Below are 17,376 nucleotides of genomic sequence, written 5' to 3' on the forward strand. Positions count from 1 at the left end.
GCCATGCCCGATCGCTTCGACTATTTCGTGATCTTCGCCGGGATGCGCACCGGTTCCAACTACCTGGAGCGGAACCTCAACGCCGCGCCGGACTTGCGTTGCTACGGCGAGCTCTACAACCCCTATTTCATCGCCCATGAGGGGCAGGAGTCGTTCCTCGGCCTCACCCTCGCGCAGCGCGAGGCCGACCCGGACGCCCTGATCGCGCGCATCCGGGAAGAAACCGTGGGCCTGCCGGGGTTTCGGCTGTTTCACGATCATGACCAGCGGGTGCGCGACCGGGCACTTGCCGACCCGCGCGCGGGCAAGATCATCCTGACGCGCAATCCACTGGACAGCTATGTCTCCTATTGCCGGGCGCTGGCGTCGAACCAGTGGGTGCTCACGGACGCCAAGGGCCAGATCGACACGCCCGCCATCGATTTCGACGGGCCGGGATTTGCGACTTTCCTGGCGGATCAGACCGATTACTTCACCGCCGTGCGGCAAGGGCTGGCCCGCGCCGGGCAGACCGCGCTGACCCTGCGCTACGAGGATCTGCAGCAGATCGAGGTGATCAATGGCGCGCTGGCCTATCTGGGCTCGCCTCACCGGCTTGCACGCCCCGAACGCACACTGAAACGCCAGAACCCCGAACCGTTGGAGGGGAAGGTGACGGATATGGCGGTCCTGCGCGCGGCGGTGGCGGGGCTCGACCCGTTCGGGATCGACCATCTGCCCCCCTCCGCGCCGCCGCGCGGACCCGCGGTGCCCAGCTATGTCGCCTGTCCCGACACGGGGCTGCTCTATCTGCCCATGGCGGGGCCGGAGCCCGACCCGGTGCTGGCCTGGATGGCCGCGCTGGACGGGGTGCCCAAGGACGCACTGATCACGGGTATGCGCCAGAAAGACCTGCGCGCCTGGCGCCAGGCGCATCCGAACGCACGCTGTTTCACGGTGCTGCGCCATCCCGTCGCCCGCGCCCACACGGCCTTTGTCACCCGTATCCTGCCCAGCGGATTGCAGGCCTATGCCGAGTTGCGCCATGGGTTGATCGCCGCCTACAAGCTGCCCCTGCCGGAGCATTTCCCGGCCGACGAGGTGGACCCGGACCGGATCGGCAAGGCCTTCCTGCGATTTCTGAAGTTTCTCAAGCCCAACCTGGCGGCCCAGACCAGCCTGCGGATCGACCCGTCCTGGGCGGCGCAGATGACGGTGCTGCAGGGCATGGCCCAGGTCGCGATGCCGGATGTGATCCTGCGCGATGGTCCGACGCTGCAGACGGATCTCGCGGGTCTCGCCGCGCGCGCCGGGCGCCCGGCACCGGACGTGCCGGTGGTTTTCGAGACTGGCAATCTCGGCGCGCTATATACACCGGACATGGAAAAAGCCGCGCAGGCGGCTTACGGTGTGGATTACGCCAGTTTCGGGTTCGGCCCCTGGACGCCGACAAAGGCCTGAGCCGGGCAGGCTCAGGCGGCGCGGGTGCTCTCGCTTTCGGTCAGAACCGTATAGAGCGTGCTTGGATCCCCATTGGCCCGCAGCTTGGCGCAGATATTCGGGTCGCGCAGGGTCCGCGACACCAGCGCCAGCGCCTTGAGATGCGCCACGCCGCTGTCTTCGGGTGCGAACAGCCCGAAGACCAGGTCCACGGGCTGCCGGTCGACCGAATCGAAGGGCAAGGGTTTGTCGAGGCGTACGAACACACCGACCACCCGGTCGATGTCACGGAGCCGCGCATGGGGCAGGGCCACGCCGTGGCCGACCCCGGTCGGCCCCAATGCTTCGCGCTCCTGAAGGGCGTCCACGGCATTCACCGGACACACCCCGTACGCATCGCAGACGATGTCGCTCAGCTCCTGCATCAAGCGCTTCTTGCTGCTCAGATGCCCGATCACCTTCACGGCTTCCGGCACGAGCAAATTCGATAAATCCATTCCGATCGCTCTTGTCTCCGCCGTGTCACTTGGCGGGGTTAGCTGTCCATCTTGGTATCGATCCAGCCGATGTTGCCGTCATCCCGGCGATATACGACGTTGATCCCACCGTGTCCCTCATTGCGAAACACCAGTACGGGTGCCTCGGCCAGTTCCATCTGCATCACGGCCTCCCCGACCGAAACTGACGGAATGGTTGTCTCCATTTCGGCGACAATGATTGGTTGCAGGGTCTCCGGCTCATGCTCATCGGACCCCTCCGAGCCATCGAGGATATAGGTAGACGCGCCGGAAAGTGCAACGGGTTCGGTGCGGTCCCGGTGATGGTTCTTCAACCTGCGCTTGTATCGGCGCAGCTGTTTCTCCATTTTCTCGCTGCATTTGTCGAAAGCGGCATAGATTTCGTGGGCCGAGGCCTTGGCTTGCGCGGTCAGTCCGGTGGACAGGTGCACCGTGGCTTCACAGACGTGATTATAGGCGTCCTTGGAAAACACGACATTGGCATCTGTCGGCCGCTCGGCATACTTGCCCACAACCTCCGAGAGTTCCGCTTTCACGTGGCGCTGCAGAGCCTCGCCGATGTCGATCTGTTTTCCGGTGATTTGGTAGCGCATAGTGCCTCCCTGAGTGCGCAAGCGGCGCCGGTCCGGTTATCCGGAGCAGAAACAGCCACTTGCAAGAAGTGGGATTACCCGGATGATATCATCCGGCCGCGCATCCGGGCCGCGGCGTTCAGCCGTTTGCGGTCGTAGGATGACGGGATGTTCAAGCATCCCCTGTATTTGGCGACAGTTCGGCGGGCGATGTCAACGCCCTCCTTTTTCAACCTCTGCGCTATTTCGCCATCGGTGAGAACCGCGTCTTCGGATTCGGCGGCCACGAGTGCGGCGATCCGGCTCTGAACCCCGTAAGCACTGGTCGCAGCGCCCGTTTCCGGGCCTAAACGGGCAGAAAAGAACGCCGACAGGGGAATCACGCCGCCCGCATGGGCCAGGGTCTTGTCTGCGACAGCACGCCCCACCGTGGCCGCGTGCAGACCCAGCCGTGCGGCCAGTACCTCGCGGGTCAGAGGGCGCATCGCTGCCCCCCCTTCGCGAAAGAATCCGCTCTGGTAGTCCACCAGGAAGGCGACGATCCGTTCCAGCGCGTTGGCCCGGTAGCCAAGCGCCCGGTGCAGCGCTTCTGCCTCTGCCCCGTAGCGGGCCAGTGCCGTATCGGCTGCTTCGCGCCTGGCGGCGGCCATCAGTTCGGGGTCGAGGGCCAGGTCGCTCTGGCGGCCGCGCAGCACCCGGATCTCGGGGCCCGCGCCGTCGGGGAAATGCACCGCCACGTCGGGCGCGCTGACCTGCGGCGTCGGGCTGAAACGCTGGCCGGGATAGGGGCTAAGCTCCGGCAGCAGCCGGATCACCGCGCCCAGATCCTCTGCCGGGATGCCGGTGCGGCGGGCGGCGCGGGCGACATCGCTGCCCACCAACAGGTCGAGCACCTCTGTCGCCCGGGCGGCGACCGCCGGGGCAATCCCCTTGTCCACCAGTTGCAGGCGCAGGCATTCCGCGAGGCTTCGCGCGCCCACACCCACAGGCTCGCAGCCCTGCAGCGCCGCGAGGCCCAGCAGCACCGTCGCCTCGTCCAGGGCGCATTCCTGGGCGATCTCGGCGGGCGTGCTGTCGAGGTATCCGGTTTCCGTCAAGGACCAGCTCAGGGCGAGGGCCGCCTGGTGGACTGGCGGCGCCAGGCTCATCAGCCCGAGTTGCGCCCGCAGGTGATCGCCGAGGCTGACCTCGGCCACGGTGGTGTCCAGCGCCACCTCGTAGGCGGTGGCCTGTGCCGCCGGCGGCGGGCCGGGGCGGCGCAGGCTCAGGATCGGGTTTTCCTCCGCCTGCCGCACCAGCAACTCTTCCAGCGCCGCGGCGGACATCCGCAGCACCGACAGGGTCGTGCGCATTTCCGGCGTCAGGGTCAGGCGTTGTTGCTGCCGGAGCGTCAGCCCCTCCCGGTGCCGCATCGCGCGCCTCAGGTCATCGTGAAGGTGTTGCCGAGATAGACCCGACGGACGTTTTCGTCGCGCACGACCTCGTCCTTGGTCCCGCTCATCAGGACTACCCCGTCATGGAGGATATAGGCCCGGTCCACGATCTCCAGGGTTTCGCGCACGTTGTGGTCGGTGATCAGCACGCCGATCCCACGGGTCTTGAGCTGGGCGACCAGCGCCCGGATATCGCCCACGGCGATCGGGTCCACCCCCGCGAAAGGCTCGTCCAGCAGCAGGTATTTCGGATCCGCGGCCAGACAGCGCGCGATCTCCACCCTGCGCCGCTCGCCGCCCGACAGGGCCAGGGCCGAAGTGCGGCGCAGGTGCTCGATGTTGAACTCGGCCAGCAGCTCTTCCAGCCGCTCCATCCGGGTGGTCCGGTCCCGCGTGTTGACCTCCAGGATGGCGCGGATGTTGTCCTCGACGCTCATCCCGCGGAAGATCGACATTTCCTGCGGCAGATACCCGATGCCCAGCTTGGCGCGGCGATACATCGGCAGGAGCGTCACATCGCGCCCGTCGATCGACACGATCCCGGCTTCCGGCGCCAGCAGCCCGGCGATGGCGTAGAAACAGGTGGTCTTGCCCGACCCGTTCGGACCCAGAAGGGCCACCGCTTCGCCGCGCGTGACCTCGAGGCTGACGTCGCGAATGACCGGGCGGCGCTTGTAACTCTTGCGCAGGTTGCGCACCCGCAGCCCCGGGGTGCCGTCGGTCACCGACAGGTCCGGTCCGTCCGCGCTCATTCCGGCTGCAGGACGGTGCGGACGCGCCCCTCCATCTCGCCGATCCCGGTCAGCAGGTCCACCACCAGCGCGTCCCCCGCGATCACCACCGGACCCTGGCTCAGCAGCACGTCGCCGCTCAGCCGGATCTCGTTGCTGGCGGGGGTGTAGACGGCACTCTGGCTCTCGGCGGCATCGGGTCCGCTGACCATCAGGACATTGCCCTCGGCGCGCACCTCGCGGATCTCGCTGGCGGTGGTGTCGCTCCCGGGGTCGTAGCTGACGGTCACCTCGTCCGCCTCCAGCCGCAGCGCGCCTTGCGTCACCTGGACATTGCCGGAGAACACCGCGCTGCCGTTCTGCTGGTTCACCGACAGGCTGTCCGCGTCGATCTCCACGGGCGCGTCGCGGTCCACCCGGGCTGTTCCGAGGGCCACCTGGGAGCCTTGCGCCCAGACCGGCGCGGGCAGGGGGAGGCCGAGGCCCAGGGCGAGTGCCGTGCACATCGCGATGCGTCTGAAATCCACCATGCGGCCTCCGAAATCACTGGGGGGTATATACCAGCTTCACCCCGTCTGTGAACACCACCTCCCGGTTGCCGGTCGCGGCGTCGGGCTGCATCCGTGCCCGCCCGGCGCTCAGGGTCAGCCCGGGGCCGAGCACGATCACGTCGCTCGTGGTCTCCCCCCATTGGCCGTCCAGCCGCACCTCTGCCCCTTCGGTGCTGAGCGTGTAACCGTCGGTGCGCGACAGCCGCAGTCCGCCCTCGATGCGGACCGTGCGGCTGGCATTGTCCATCACGCCCTCTGCGCCGCGAATATCGACCTGAAGCCCGTCATTCTGCAAGATGCGTCCGGTGATCTCGCTGGCCATGAACCGGTCCGGATTGCCGATATCGGGCCGGGCGCTCTCGGCGGTGAACCGTGCGAGCGCGCCGCTGTCCAGAACCGTCTGGTAGCGCGGGCGCAGGATGCGCTGGCCCTCGACGATTTCCTCCAGCTCGATATCCGAGAAGGGGATCGTCTGCTCGCCATCCTGCACGCCGGACAGCAGGAACAGGCTCGACAACAGCCCCAGCGCCAGCAGCGGCAGGACGATCTTCGCCGCCAGGACAAACTGCGAATAGCGGTTGTCGGCGCGCGGCATGGCTCAGCCGATCCCGGCCCGCAGACAGTCATGAATATGCAGGAACCCGGCAGGCGCCTTCGGCCCGTCCTCAGGCACCACGAACAGACAGGTGATCTTGCGCGCGTTCATCACCGCCACGGCTTCTTCGGCCAGGGCGTCGGGGGTGATGGTCAGGGGATCGCGGGTCATCACGTCGCCCGCCGCGAGCCCCAGCAGCCCGTCCATGTGCCGCCGCAAATCCCCGTCGGTGATCACGCCCGTCAGCAGCCCGTCCCGGGTCACCCCGACCACGCCGAAGCCCTTCTGGCTGATCTCCAGCAGGGCGTCGCCCATGGCGGCGTCTTCGGCGATCAGGGGCAGCTCTGTGCCCCTGTGCATCAGATCCCCGACCTTGGACAGCCGCGCGCCCAGCTTGCCGCCGGGGTGGAAGTCGCGGAAATTCTGGGGGCTGAACTCGCGATGCTCCATCAGGGCCACCGCCAGGGCATCGCCCAAGGCCAGGGTCATGGTGGTCGAGGTGGTGGGCACGATGCCGGTCCCGCAGGCCTCCGGCGCCTTCGGCAGCACCAGCGCCACGTCGGACTGGCGCAACAGCGTGCTGTCGGGATTGCTCGCCACCCCGATCAACGGAATGCGGAACCGCCGCGTGTAGGCCACGAGATCCGCGAGCTCCGGCGTCTCGCCTGAGTTCGACAGCACCAGTACCACGTCGCCCGCCGCCATCATTCCCAGATCGCCATGGCTCGCCTCGGCGGGGTGGACGAAATGCGCAGGCGTCCCGGTCGACGCGAAAGTCGCCGCCATCTTGCGCGCGATGTGGCCCGATTTGCCCATGCCCGACACGATCACCCGGCCCTTGGCGCTCAGGATCGTATCGACCGCGCGGGCGAAACTGTCGTCGAGCCCGGCGGCCAGCTGCGCAAGGCCCTCGGCCTCCACCGCGATGACCCGGCGGGCGATGTCGAGAAAGGTGTCGGTGCTCATGGGCCCCACTCAGTGATGGAAAATGTCGATCTCGGACCAGCCGCCCAGATCGAGCCGGGCGCGCGTGGGCAGGAACTCGAAACAGGCTTGCGCCAGCTCTGTCCGCCCCTCGCGCGCCAGCATCCCGTCCAGCGCCTCTTTCAACCGGTGAAGGTACAGAACGTCCGACGCCGCATAATCCAGCTGCGCCGCCGACAGGGTCGGCGCCCCCCAGTCCGAACTTTGCTGCGCCTTGGACACATCGACGCCCAGCACCTCGCTGAGCAGCGCCTTCAACCCGTGCCGGTCCGTATAGGTGCGCACCAGTTTCGAGGCGATCTTGGTGCAATAGATCGGTGCGGTCCGCACCCCGAACGCGTTTTCCAGGGCCGCGACGTCGAACCGGGCATAGTGAAACAGCTTCAGCACCTTGGGATCGGTCAGCATCCGGGTCAGGTTCGGGGCCTCGGTCTGTCCCTGGGCGATCTGCACCATATGCGCGTCCCCGTCCCCGGACGACAGTTGTACCACGCAGAGCCGGTCACGCGCCGGCACCAACCCCATCGTTTCGGTGTCGATCGCCACAACGGGGCCGAGGTCCAGCCCGTCGGGCAGGTCATGTGAATGCAAATGATTGGTCATGGGATCCCCTCGTGAATTCGCGAAATGGCGGCGGAAGGGGAATGGTGCCCAGGAGAGGACTCGAACCTCCACGTCCATACGGACACTAGCACCTGAAGCTAGCGCGTCTACCAATTCCGCCACCTGGGCAGGTGTCGTGAGCCGGGGAGGTACATCCGGTTGCGGGGGGAGTCAACGGCCCCGTTCGTGATTTCCGGAGATTTTTCGCGCCGCTTTCGGGGCGCGGCATCCCGGTCGCGATCCGCCTGCCCAGAGGCCATCTTTGCCGTGTGCGCCGGGGGCATTGTGACCTTGCGCGCCGGGGGCATTGTGACCTTGCGCGCCGGGGGCGCGACGACCTGCGCCTTGTGGCGGTTTTGCCCGCTCGCTAAACCCTCAGACGACTCGGGATCAAGGAGCACAAGATGTCCAAACTCGTGACCATCTTTGGAGGGTCCGGCTTCGTGGGCCGCTATATCGCCCGGCGCATGGCGCAAGAGGGCTGGCGCGTACGCGTCGCGGTTCGCCGCCCGAACGAGGCCCTGTTCGTGCGCACCTATGGCGCCGTGGGGCAGGTGGAACCGATCCTGAGCAACATCCGCGACGATGCCTCTGTACAGGCCGCGGTGACCGGCGCCGATGTCGTGATCAACTGCGTCGGCATCCTGTCGGAGACCGGCAAGAACACCTTCGGCCTGGTGCAGAGCCACGGTGCTGCCCGGGTCGCGCGCCTGTCTGCCGAGGCCGGCGTCGGCCGGTTTGTGCAGATCTCCGCTATCGGGGCCGACCCTGCCGCCAAGAGCGACTATGCCCGCACCAAGGCAGAGGGCGAGCAGGCGGTGCTCCAGGCCATGCCAGAGGCCGTGATCCTGCGCCCCTCCATCGTCTTCGGGCCCGAGGACCAGTTCTTCAACCGCTTCGCCTCCATGTCGCGCCTCGGACCGATCCTGCCCGTGGTCGGCGCCGAGACGAAGTTCCAGCCGGTCTATGTGGATGACGTGGCCCGCGCAGCGGTGAAGGCGGCTCTCGGCCAGGCCAAACCCGGCATCTACGAACTGGGCGGGCCCGACGTGAACAGCTTCCGCGAGCTTATGGCGCATATGCTCTCTGTCATCGACCGCCGCCGCCTGATCGTCAACGTCCCCTTCCCGGTCGCCCATGTGATGGGCATGACCCTCGACCTGGTGCAGAAGCTCTCGCTGGGGATCATCCACAACGGCATGCTGACCCACGACCAGGTGCGCAACCTAGCCAAGGACAACGTGGTCGCTGCGGATGCCATGGGGTTCGACGATCTGGGGATCGAGCCGGTCGCGCTGGAGGCGGTGCTGCCCGAGTACCTGTGGCGCTTCCGCCCGGCGGGACAGTACGAAGAGATGAAGAAATCCGGCAAGAACCTGCGGACCTGAGGGCGCCCCGAACCGGCGCGGCTCAGATGATGTGCCAGGCCCCCGTCGCCAATGCCCAGGCCGCGATGGAGGCGTTCGCAGCCCCGTGGCTGACGATGGCGTCGGTGACATTGCCTGACCGGTAGACCAGCGCGCCGAAGACCAGCCCGGCCAGCCCCGCCGCGATCCAGCGGTCATGCAGCACCGCGAAAAGCCCCGCACTGATCACCACCGCAAGCGCCATTCGCAGCCCCTTGCCGGCGGGCGCGAGCTTCTCCAGCAGGTAGCCGCGGAACAGAAGCTCCTCGATCACCGGCACCAGCAGGCTCGTCCCGATCACCCGGGCGGTGATCCACAGCGCCAGCATCCCGCCGGTCAGCGCGCCGAAAGGCGGCGGCCCGTTCCCCGCCTCCGGACCGGTGACGATCCAAAGCACCCCGATGGCCAGCCCGGATCCGACCGCCAGCCCGTCGAGCCGCCAGGGCAGCGCGCGCAGCACGGACCAGAACAGCGCAAGTGCCGCCGCCATGGCCAGCGCCCGGAACGGGTAGAGCAGGCTGGGTGTCTCGGAAAAGGTCGACGCCAGCAGCGCCGACACCATGAAGATCGCGAAGGGCAGCACCTTGGCGGCCACCGGATCCTCGAAGAACGGCGGCAGCGGCGCGGGCGCGGTGGCAACCGCCTCGGCCCTGTTGAAGAACGCCACATGCCGCGCCACCAGGATCAGCCCCACGGATAGCGTGGTGAAGGCGAGCCAGCCCGCATGGCTGTGGAACCCGCCGATGGCCAGATCCGGTGACACCTCGTATCCGAGGCTCAGGAGTGCCGCGATCCGCACCACGTTGAAGCTCCAGCTCAGCACAATCCCGATCGGGAACAGCAGCAGCGCATGGGGGAAGGCCAGATCCCGCCGGAAGAGCAGCATGTAGACCGTCAGGAACACCGAGATCAGCGCGAAGCCTTCCACGCCGGAGCATTGCGGCCCCACCGCGACGAAGAAATTCTCCGCTTCCGTTGCGCCGAGGATGCCGATGATCTTGGTCTCGGGGTAGGCCTCCGTGCCATAGCCCACAGCGTTCAAGACCCACAGGACCGCCTGGAAGGTGATCTCCGTCACCCAGTCCGCGCGCCACAGGGGTTGGATCAGATCCGACAGCTCCGGCAGGGCGAGGCCGGCCGCGAGCAGCGTGGCGAGCAGGACGCCCTTCTGCGCGATCAGCCCGCGCCAGGCGGGCCAGGGCGCGAGGATCAGGGCCGCGCCAATCCCGGCCAGCGCCGCGCCCACAAGCCACCCCGCACCGCCCGCGAAGACCAGCGCCGGGCTGGCGGCGTCGCTCAGGAAGAACCACGGCGCCAGCGCCAGCGCGAACCCCGCCAGGCTCAGGCTTACGCCGCTGCGGATCGGGCCGGGCACACGCAGGGTGTCCTGCACCAGGGCGCCGTGAGCCATGGCGAAGACGCCGAAAGCCGCCAGCAACCCGAGGGTGCGGGGCACGATCCGGCTGGCAAAGGCACAAAACCCGTCCGGAGCAAGGTCGCGGCAGGTAAACTCGAAATTGTGCTGGTAGAGCAGGGAAATCACCAACAACTCCACCACCAGGAGGCTGCCCGCCACACCCCAGGCGAGGCGCTGCGTGGATCTGGTCTGCGGTGTCTCGGAAAAGGTGCTCATGGCGGGATCTATCTCTGGCAAAGCGGACGGGACAGGGGCCAAAATGGAACGGCCCCGTGGCAAAACTCACCCCGGGGCCGCCCGATTGTCATGTCTGAGACGGGGTCTCAGGCCGCGCGGCGGCGACGCTCCCAGACCAGAGCCACGATGGCGACAACAGCGGCGAGCGCTGCAGTGCCTTCGAGGGCGCTGATTTCCGGAACGGGTGTGCAGCCTGCGCCTGTAAGAGGGTCGCAGCCACCAGTAGGTGTGGCGAACGCTGCGACTGCACTGAACATCGTGATCGATGCCGTCGTAAGTGCGGTACGTACCATGGGAAAACTCCCTGTGAGCGACCCCTTCATGCGCAAAGTAGGTCCTAAGAATTACAGGCGGCGCATCGCCATTCGAAAATGCCTTTAGGCGAATGTCAGGAGGCAGAAGCATTCTGCCTCCCTTTGTTTTGAACTCAGCAGAGGCAGTCGATATTGTCGAACTCCACTCCGATGATGAACGGCTGTGAGTTTGTGCTTGTCGCCGGGTTCGGATCGATGATCAGACCGACCACATCTCCAGCGCCTGCTTCAAAGCCTTCCCCGTTCGCTTCTGCGAGGGCAACGATCTCGCGAACATCCTCAAGGTCACCGAAGATGCCAGGGATGAAATCAATGCTATCGGTCAGGCCCCAGATCGCTGCCTGAACCTCGGCGTCTGTAAAACCTTGGCTCTCGAAGTCCTGGTTCAGGATCCAGTTGACCAGATCGAGATTTTCCTCGGCGCTTTGACCATTAATCCCAACCTGACCGTCCAGAACATTGTCCGGCAGCAGAGCTGCATCAGCCACAAACAGGTTCCCGCCGAGAACCGGGGCCGTCGCAAAGTCCGGTCCTGCGGCTGCCGGATCGAACGCGCTGACGCAGTATGCCGCCTCGGTGATGAGCCCATCGAGGCGCGCATCTGTGCTCGTCAGCTGCACAGTATAGGCGTCGCTGTTCCCGAGGTTGTAGCCGTCGATGATCTGGTATTCTACCTGCACGGGCAAGCTGAGTGCGATGTCCGCAAGATCCTCCGCCGTCCCGCAGAAGGTGACATCCACATCCGCCTGGGCGAAGCCGCCATTCCCGTCTGTCACGGTATAGCTGTAGGTCACGTCTGCCTCTTCGCCGATGTCGAGCGCCTCGAAGGCCGCTTCCCCGTCGAAGGTCAGGGACCCGCCGTTCAGGGTCACGAACACACCGTCGATCTCCAGCGTCTGACCGTCGATGATCTCGTTGCCGTTGATCTCGGTGATCGTCAGGCTGTCGCCATCGGGATCGGTGTCGTTGGCCAGGACATCGAGGGTCAGAAGCTCGTTGGCGCAGATCTTGCCCATGTCGTCCATGGGGGTCGGATCGCCGTTCTCGACCACGAGGCCCGCGTCGAGGGTCGGGTTGTTCTCGCCGATCGCCAAAGTGACCTGCTGGGTGATGCCACTGGCCTCCGCATCGCTGTCGGCGGTGTCATCGCCCCCGACATTCGGCGTGGTGAAGTCGAACCCGTCCGGCTCCACGAACTGGACCGCGTAGGTGCCAGCATCCAGGCCGCCGAAGCTGTACATGCCCAGATCGTCGGTCTCGGTGGTCCCGATCACCGCACCGGTCTCGTCGAGCAGCAGCACGGTGACATCGGCCACACCGGCCTCGCCCGCGTCCTGCACGCCGTTGCCGTTGGCGTCGAGGAAGACCTTGTCGCCCAGGGACGCGGTGCCCGGGTCTTCGACCCCGGCATCCACGTCGGTGATCGCGTCACCGATGGCCACCGAGATCACGCCGGTCTCGCCGGTGTTCGGATCCACGTCGCTGTCGATGGCATCGTCACCGGCATCCTGCGCCACGAAGACCTTGCCCAGCACATCCGGGGCGAAGGACACCTTGTAGTCCCCCGCCGCGAGACCGGTGAACTCGTAAGAGCCATCCGCCGCGGTCACCGTCTCGGCCACGAAGGCCCCCGCCGCGGTGAGCAGCACGACCCGCGCATTCGCGATGCCCGGCTCGTTGTCGTCGAGATCGTTGTCGTTCTCGTCGCAGAAATAGCGACCCGCCAGGGATGCCGTGCCCGGATCCTCGATCCCGGCGTCGTTGTCTTCCGACCGCTCGCCGATGGCCAGGGTGATGGTTCCGGTCTCGCCCGTGCCCTGGTCCGCGTCGCTGTCGATGGTGTCATCGCCGCCGACATTGCTGTCCACGAGGACCTTGCCATCCACCTCGGTCGGGAAGCGCACCGAGTAATCCCCGGCGTTCAGCCCAGTGAACTCATAGGAGCCGTCGGTTGCCGTGGTCGCGGTGGCAATCACGGCCCCCGCGGCGTTCAGCAGCTGCACCTCGACGCCACTGACGCCCGGCTCGTTATTGTCGACCGAGTCGTCGTTCTCGTCGCAGAACAGGCGCCCGGCAATGGCCGCCGTACCCGGATCTGCCACGCCCGCATCCACGTCGCGCACGTCCTCACCCACGCCGACGACGACCGGATCGGAAACACCCGTGCTGGGGTCGACGTCGCTGTCCACGGTGTCGTCACTGCCGACATTCTGGGCCACGAACTCCTTGCCATCGGGATCGGCCTGGAACCGCACCGAATAGGTACCTGCCTCCAGCCCGGTGAACAGGTACGACCCGTCCGCCCCGGTGGTGGTGTCATCCACCACGTTACCCGCCGCATCCAGCAGCTCGACGGTCAGACCGACAAGACCCGGCTCGCCGCTGTCCTCCAGCCCGTCCTTGTCGTCGTCGCAGAAATAGCGCCCGCCAAGGGTCGCCGTGCCCGGATCGACCAGACCCGCGTCGATGTCGCGCTCGGCCTCGCCGATGCTCAGCTCGAACGCCTCGGTCATGCCCGTGGTCGCGTCCGCGTCGCTGTCGCCATCGACCGCATCGTCCGCCGCCGCACCTTCGGTCGTGAAGACAAGCCCCCCCGTAGTAGAGGCATCGAAGGTCACCTTGTAGGACCCGGCATCGAGCCCCTCGAAGAGGTATTCGCCGTTGCCGTCGGTCACATCCGTGACACTGGTGTCATCCGCCGTGCCCAGAACGCCATCGGCGCCAGCCCCGGTCAGGGTGACGCTCACACCGGACACGCCATTCTCGCCACCATCCAGCAGGCCGTTCCCATTCGCATCGAACCATACGGTGTCGCCCACCGACGCCGTACCCGGATCCTCGACCCCGGCATCCACGTCGGTCTTGTCCTCGCCCGCCATCAACGTGATCGGCCCGGTGGTCCCGGTGGTCGGATCGACATCGCTGTCATCGGCGTCGTTGCCCACATCCTGCGCCACGAAGGTCTTGCCGGTTGCGTCCGGGGCGAAGCGCACCGCATAGGTGCCCGCGTCCAGCCCGGTGAAGCTGTAACCGCCCGTGTCGTCGGTCTGCGTGGTCGCGACCACGTTCCCGGCCGCATCCAGCAACTCGACCGTCGCCCCCGCGACGCCCGGCTCGCCATCATCCACGTCATTGTCGTTCTCGTCGCAGAAATAGCGCCCGGCGATGGAGGCCGGCTCCGGTGCCGGTTCGCCCGGCTTCCAGCACAGGTCATCGACCGCGCCGGAGCCCACCAGATGGATCTGCATGGACCCGACATCCGCCGCATCCAGATCGATCAGCTGGTTGGAGTTGTCGCCCGCCGCCGGGATGCCCACGGTCTTGATCAGGGTACCATCCGCGTCGAACAGCTTGATCGTCCCGCCGCTCTCCTCGATGTCAAGCAGACGGATGTTCTGCAGGTCCGAAGGCGCGTCGAAGTCGAAGGTGATGACGCCGCCATGGGCATTGTCGTCGGGATCGGACGCGTCATTGTCCTCGGAGATGATCAGGATGTTGCCCAGCCCGTTATAACCCAGGTCGTGATCGCCCCCGGTCGGATTGTTGCTGTCGAAGATCATCGCGTCGTTGGGCGATCCGGCCCCGTCGCCCGCCTTCTGGGCGGTGATGGTCACGCCCTCGAACTGGTTCGAAACGGTGGTGCCCCTGGTCAGACCCGAGAAGTCGAGCTTCAGGAAATCCGGCGGGCAGGTCTTGCCGTCCTGGCACAGCTCGATCTTGTCGATCCGCGCGAACTCGCCGCCATCCATGTAGCCCACGAGGCTGATCACGTCGCCCGTGTTCAACATCAGGTCCTGGAAGACATCTTCGGAGAAGGTCGAACCGGAATTCGCGCCGCCTTGCCCGTCATTGCCCTGGTCGAGCCAGATCGTGTCCACGTAGTGACCGTTCACGAACACGTCGATCGCGCCGTTGCCATCGTTCTCGTCCATCGAGAACACACTCAGGTCATAGGTGCCCGAGGGCCCCGAGAACACGGTCTCCGCCACGCCGCAATGTTCGGCGAGCTTGATGTTGGCCCCGCCATGGGCGTCGCCATTATGCTCGACGGAGTAACCCGAAAGATGCATGTCCTCGGCTTCGATCACGATGCATGTCGGGTTCGGCTCGTCCACGTCCTTGACCTTGACCCACAGGTCCTTGGTCGTCGCGTTGCCGTTCTCGTCGGTGACGGCCACGGTCACGTCATAGGTGTTGTTGTTGCCGCCGGAGGTCGGATTCTCGAAATCCTTGGCGGTCTTGAAGCTCAGTTCGCCCGTGTGGGGGTCGATCTCGAACATCGCGCCGTCGCGCCCGCCCACGATGCTGTAGGTGAAGCTGTCGCCCTCGGCATCGGTGCTGTCGATGTTGAAGATCTCGGTTTCGTTCTCATCCACATGCAGGATGCCGTTGTCGGGCAGGTTGTCGAAGACCGGCGCGGTGTTGGCCGGGGCCGAGTCGTCGGTGGTCAGCTCGATCTTGTCGATCCGCACCCATTCACCGTCGTCACGCTCGGCCTTGATCTCGATCTTGGCGCCCTGGGGGATGTGCAGACCTTCGATGGTGAAGGCGCTGAAGCCGCCATTGTCGCTGCCGCCGCCGTCATTGTCGTTGTCCAGCTTGAAGCTCTCGACCAGCACGCCGTTGATGAACACCTTGATCCGGGATTCCCCGTCGCATTCGTCCTGGGCAAAGAGCGTCAGATCATAGGTGGCCGAGGGGCCGTCGAAATGGGTCGACAGCCGACCCTCGTGCCCCTCCAGCTTCACCAGTTCGCCGCCGGAGGCCTGATCTCCATGCACCGTGCGGAAGCCGTTATCGTTCATGTCTTCGGCTTCGATCACGAAGGTGGTCTTGCCGCCGGTATCGCCTTCCAGAGGGCCCGCGCCCAGTTTGGCGTATTCGATGCCCTTGCTGCCGCTGTCGTCCTTGACCTTCAGCTCGACACCGGCCGGGGGGACGTCCCCGATGAAGGTGAAGAAATCATCGCCCTGGCCGGGAGCCTTGTAATCCTCGATCTCGATCTCGGCGAGCTTGTAGGTCTTGCCGTCCGAGCCTTTGAGCACGTAATATTTTTCGATGTAGACCTGTTTGTGGGGAACCTCGACACCGTTCACGACCGCATACTGGCCCGTGGAATCCGTGGCATCATCGTCCTTGTCGCCGGATAGCTTGTTGTCGTCATCCGTGGTGGAGATGGTGTAAGTCGCCCCTGCGGGCATGACGAACTTGTCGCCGACACCCAGACCCTTTCCGATAGTGCCCTGCCGGACAAGATCGTCCTCGGAAAATGCCGTAAACTCATAAGTGGTGGTCATCACACTGTTCCCTCGTCAGACCTGTTCGGGTCGTTCCCCGAACGCTTTGTGTTCAGCGGGGAAATGGGGGCAGTGATGCACACACGAAAAACGCGCAAAGACAATGAAAGCACGCCCGAAGGCCACTCGTTACACAACACCGTCAATGTCTTTTACCCAATCCGTTCTGATCGTACACATTGACCCATGAACGGAACCATTACTCCACTACGAAATACTCGATAATTCGTATGCGAAAATCCGCTCATCCCGCAAGGAAATTAATGGTTTGTTAAGACTTTGCGCCAGGCGACCTGCAAGGCTCTGAATTCAAGTAATAAATTTCCTGACAATCCGAAGCTTTCCACAAGATAATCCGCCGTTCGGAAACGCTGCACCGCGGAAAAATCGGCTTCCGTGGCGTCAGGAATAGGCGATGATCAGCAGAATCGTGCCGAGGCAGACGCGGTAGATCACGTAGGGGGTGAAACTCACCGTGCGCAGCAGGCGCATCATCAGCGTCAGCGCCAGGAGTGCTGCGCCGAACGCGAAAACCGCCCCGATCGCGGCGTCCTTGAGCAGGGCCCAATCGGCCTGTGCCGCAACCTCGACGCCCAGCAGGCCGCCGGAGGCCAGGATCGTCGGGATCGACATCAACATGGACAATTTCGCCGCATCCTCCCGCCCGTAGCCCAGAAGCCGCGCGCCGGTGATCGTGATGCCCGACCGTGACGTGCCCGGGATCAGCGCGAGCGCCTGCCACAGGCCCATGATGGCCGCATGCCGCAGGGTCCAGGCCCCGGCCTTGCGCGTCACCGGCCCCCTCTGGTCCGCCCAGTAGAGCACGATCCCGAAGATCAGCATGGTCCAGCCGATCACCGCCATCGACCGCAGGGCCTGGTCAAGCCCCGTCAGGTTCAGCGCCAGCCCGACCACCATCACCGGCACCGTCGCGATCAGCAGGCACAGCGCGAGGAATGCTCCCGGGGTGTCAATCCGCCCCCGGATCAGCCGCCCGACCCCGGCCACGGCCACCGCCACGTCTGCGCGGAAGTAGAGCACGACCGCAAAGAGCGTGCCCACATGGACGGCCACGTCGATCACCTGCCCCTGGTCCGCCATGCCGCTGAGTTCAGGCAGCAGGATCAGATGCCCCGAGGAAGAGACCGGCAGAAACTCGGTCAGCCCCTGGATCACGGCCACTAGGATAAGATGAAAAAGGGTCACGCGCGCCCGGTCATTGATTCGTGCCGCACGTTATCGACGTGGAAAGTAAAAGAAAAACGAACATTTGATGCGGTATAGGTCAGTAATACTGAC

General features: G+C 65.5%; 14 protein-coding genes and 1 tRNA gene. 2 read left to right on the forward strand and 13 right to left on the reverse strand.

The features are described 5' to 3' along the window. The first annotated feature begins 3 nt into the window (after positions 1-3). Positions 4-1,440: a hypothetical protein gene (locus DSHI_RS18120; protein ID WP_012180237.1), complete on the forward strand. Its 1,437-nt coding sequence runs from the start codon at positions 4-6 to the stop codon at positions 1,438-1,440. A gap of 11 nt (positions 1,441-1,451) precedes the next feature. On the opposite strand, the gene DSHI_RS18125 is transcribed toward DSHI_RS18120, so the two are convergent. The 9 genes from DSHI_RS18125 to DSHI_RS18165 form a co-directional block, all read right to left on the reverse strand. Then, a complete protein-coding gene (locus DSHI_RS18125) occupies positions 1,452-1,916 on the reverse strand; it encodes a PTS sugar transporter subunit IIA (RefSeq protein WP_012180238.1) in 465 nt (154 codons plus the stop codon). A gap of 38 nt (positions 1,917-1,954) precedes the next feature. Continuing rightward, on the reverse strand, positions 1,955-2,530 hold the full coding sequence (hpf, locus tag DSHI_RS18130) for a ribosome hibernation-promoting factor, HPF/YfiA family (protein WP_012180239.1): 576 nt from the start codon (positions 2,528-2,530) through the stop codon (positions 1,955-1,957). 74 nt (positions 2,531-2,604) lie between these two features. Beyond that, a complete protein-coding gene (locus tag DSHI_RS18135; RefSeq protein WP_012180240.1) occupies positions 2,605-3,921 on the reverse strand; it encodes an RNA polymerase factor sigma-54 in 1,317 nt (438 codons plus the stop codon). Positions 3,922-3,929: 8 nt separating this feature from the next. Then, entirely contained in the window at positions 3,930-4,694 is a 765-nt protein-coding gene (gene lptB, locus DSHI_RS18140; protein ID WP_012180241.1) for an LPS export ABC transporter ATP-binding protein, read from the reverse strand. Continuing rightward, the gene (gene lptA / locus DSHI_RS18145; protein WP_012180242.1) at positions 4,691-5,203 is read right to left on the reverse strand and encodes a lipopolysaccharide transport periplasmic protein LptA; all 513 of its coding nucleotides are present in this window, start codon (positions 5,201-5,203) and stop codon (positions 4,691-4,693) included. The genes lptB and lptA overlap by 4 nt, the downstream gene beginning before the upstream one ends. A 13-nt stretch (positions 5,204-5,216) precedes the next feature. Further along, a complete protein-coding gene (locus DSHI_RS18150; protein ID WP_012180243.1) occupies positions 5,217-5,819 on the reverse strand; it encodes a hypothetical protein in 603 nt (200 codons plus the stop codon). 3 nt (positions 5,820-5,822) lie between these two features. Beyond that, positions 5,823-6,785: a KpsF/GutQ family sugar-phosphate isomerase gene (locus DSHI_RS18155; RefSeq protein ID WP_012180244.1), complete on the reverse strand. Its 963-nt coding sequence runs from the start codon at positions 6,783-6,785 to the stop codon at positions 5,823-5,825. 9 nt (positions 6,786-6,794) lie between these two features. Next, positions 6,795-7,406, reverse strand: a complete 612-nt coding sequence (locus tag DSHI_RS18160; protein ID WP_012180245.1) for a ribonuclease D — start codon at positions 7,404-7,406, stop codon at positions 6,795-6,797. Between the two features lie 42 nt (positions 7,407-7,448). Continuing rightward, positions 7,449-7,535 (reverse strand) — tRNA-Leu (locus DSHI_RS18165). A 275-nt stretch (positions 7,536-7,810) separates the two neighbouring features. Here DSHI_RS18165 and DSHI_RS18170 point away from each other — a divergent pair. After that, entirely contained in the window at positions 7,811-8,794 is a 984-nt protein-coding gene (locus tag DSHI_RS18170) for a complex I NDUFA9 subunit family protein (RefSeq protein ID WP_012180246.1), read from the forward strand. Between the two features lie 22 nt (positions 8,795-8,816). Here the strand turns inward: DSHI_RS18170 and xrtE are convergent, their stop codons facing one another. From xrtE to DSHI_RS18185, 4 genes are all read right to left on the reverse strand, one after another. Then, on the reverse strand, positions 8,817-10,445 hold the full coding sequence (gene xrtE / locus DSHI_RS18175; RefSeq protein WP_044028142.1) for an exosortase E/protease, VPEID-CTERM system: 1,629 nt from the start codon (positions 10,443-10,445) through the stop codon (positions 8,817-8,819). A gap of 107 nt (positions 10,446-10,552) precedes the next feature. Next, entirely contained in the window at positions 10,553-10,759 is a 207-nt protein-coding gene (locus DSHI_RS22520; protein WP_162017717.1) for a hypothetical protein, read from the reverse strand. Positions 10,760-10,893: 134 nt separating this feature from the next. Then, positions 10,894-16,077, reverse strand: a complete 5,184-nt coding sequence (locus DSHI_RS21525) for an SdrD B-like domain-containing protein (RefSeq protein ID WP_012180248.1) — start codon at positions 16,075-16,077, stop codon at positions 10,894-10,896. A gap of 402 nt (positions 16,078-16,479) precedes the next feature. Continuing rightward, the gene (locus DSHI_RS18185) at positions 16,480-17,283 is read right to left on the reverse strand and encodes an undecaprenyl-diphosphate phosphatase (protein WP_012180249.1); all 804 of its coding nucleotides are present in this window, start codon (positions 17,281-17,283) and stop codon (positions 16,480-16,482) included. Positions 17,284-17,376: the final 93 nt, after the last annotated feature.

This window comes from Dinoroseobacter shibae DFL 12 = DSM 16493 (assembly GCF_000018145.1).
Taxonomy (GTDB): Bacteria; Pseudomonadota; Alphaproteobacteria; order Rhodobacterales; family Rhodobacteraceae; genus Dinoroseobacter; species Dinoroseobacter shibae.

Excerpts from the sequence above, each read along its gene's own strand:
- DSHI_RS18120 (WP_012180237.1), top strand. The coding sequence starts at position 4 with ATGCCCGATCGCTTCGACTATTTCGTGATCTTCGCCGGGATGCGCACC.
- DSHI_RS18125 (WP_012180238.1), bottom strand. The coding sequence starts at position 1,916 with ATGGATTTATCGAATTTGCTCGTGCCGGAAGCCGTGAAGGTGATCGGG.
- hpf (WP_012180239.1), bottom strand. The coding sequence starts at position 2,530 with ATGCGCTACCAAATCACCGGAAAACAGATCGACATCGGCGAGGCTCTG.
- DSHI_RS18135 (WP_012180240.1), bottom strand. The coding sequence starts at position 3,921 with ATGCGGCACCGGGAGGGGCTGACGCTCCGGCAGCAACAACGCCTGACC.
- lptB (WP_012180241.1), bottom strand. The coding sequence starts at position 4,694 with ATGAGCGCGGACGGACCGGACCTGTCGGTGACCGACGGCACCCCGGGG.
- lptA (WP_012180242.1), bottom strand. The coding sequence starts at position 5,203 with ATGGTGGATTTCAGACGCATCGCGATGTGCACGGCACTCGCCCTGGGC.
- DSHI_RS18150 (WP_012180243.1), bottom strand. The coding sequence starts at position 5,819 with ATGCCGCGCGCCGACAACCGCTATTCGCAGTTTGTCCTGGCGGCGAAG.
- DSHI_RS18155 (WP_012180244.1), bottom strand. The coding sequence starts at position 6,785 with ATGAGCACCGACACCTTTCTCGACATCGCCCGCCGGGTCATCGCGGTG.
- DSHI_RS18160 (WP_012180245.1), bottom strand. The coding sequence starts at position 7,406 with ATGACCAATCATTTGCATTCACATGACCTGCCCGACGGGCTGGACCTC.
- DSHI_RS18170 (WP_012180246.1), top strand. The coding sequence starts at position 7,811 with ATGTCCAAACTCGTGACCATCTTTGGAGGGTCCGGCTTCGTGGGCCGC.
- xrtE (WP_044028142.1), bottom strand. The coding sequence starts at position 10,445 with ATGAGCACCTTTTCCGAGACACCGCAGACCAGATCCACGCAGCGCCTC.
- DSHI_RS22520 (WP_162017717.1), bottom strand. The coding sequence starts at position 10,759 with ATGGTACGTACCGCACTTACGACGGCATCGATCACGATGTTCAGTGCA.
- DSHI_RS21525 (WP_012180248.1), bottom strand. The coding sequence starts at position 16,077 with ATGACCACCACTTATGAGTTTACGGCATTTTCCGAGGACGATCTTGTC.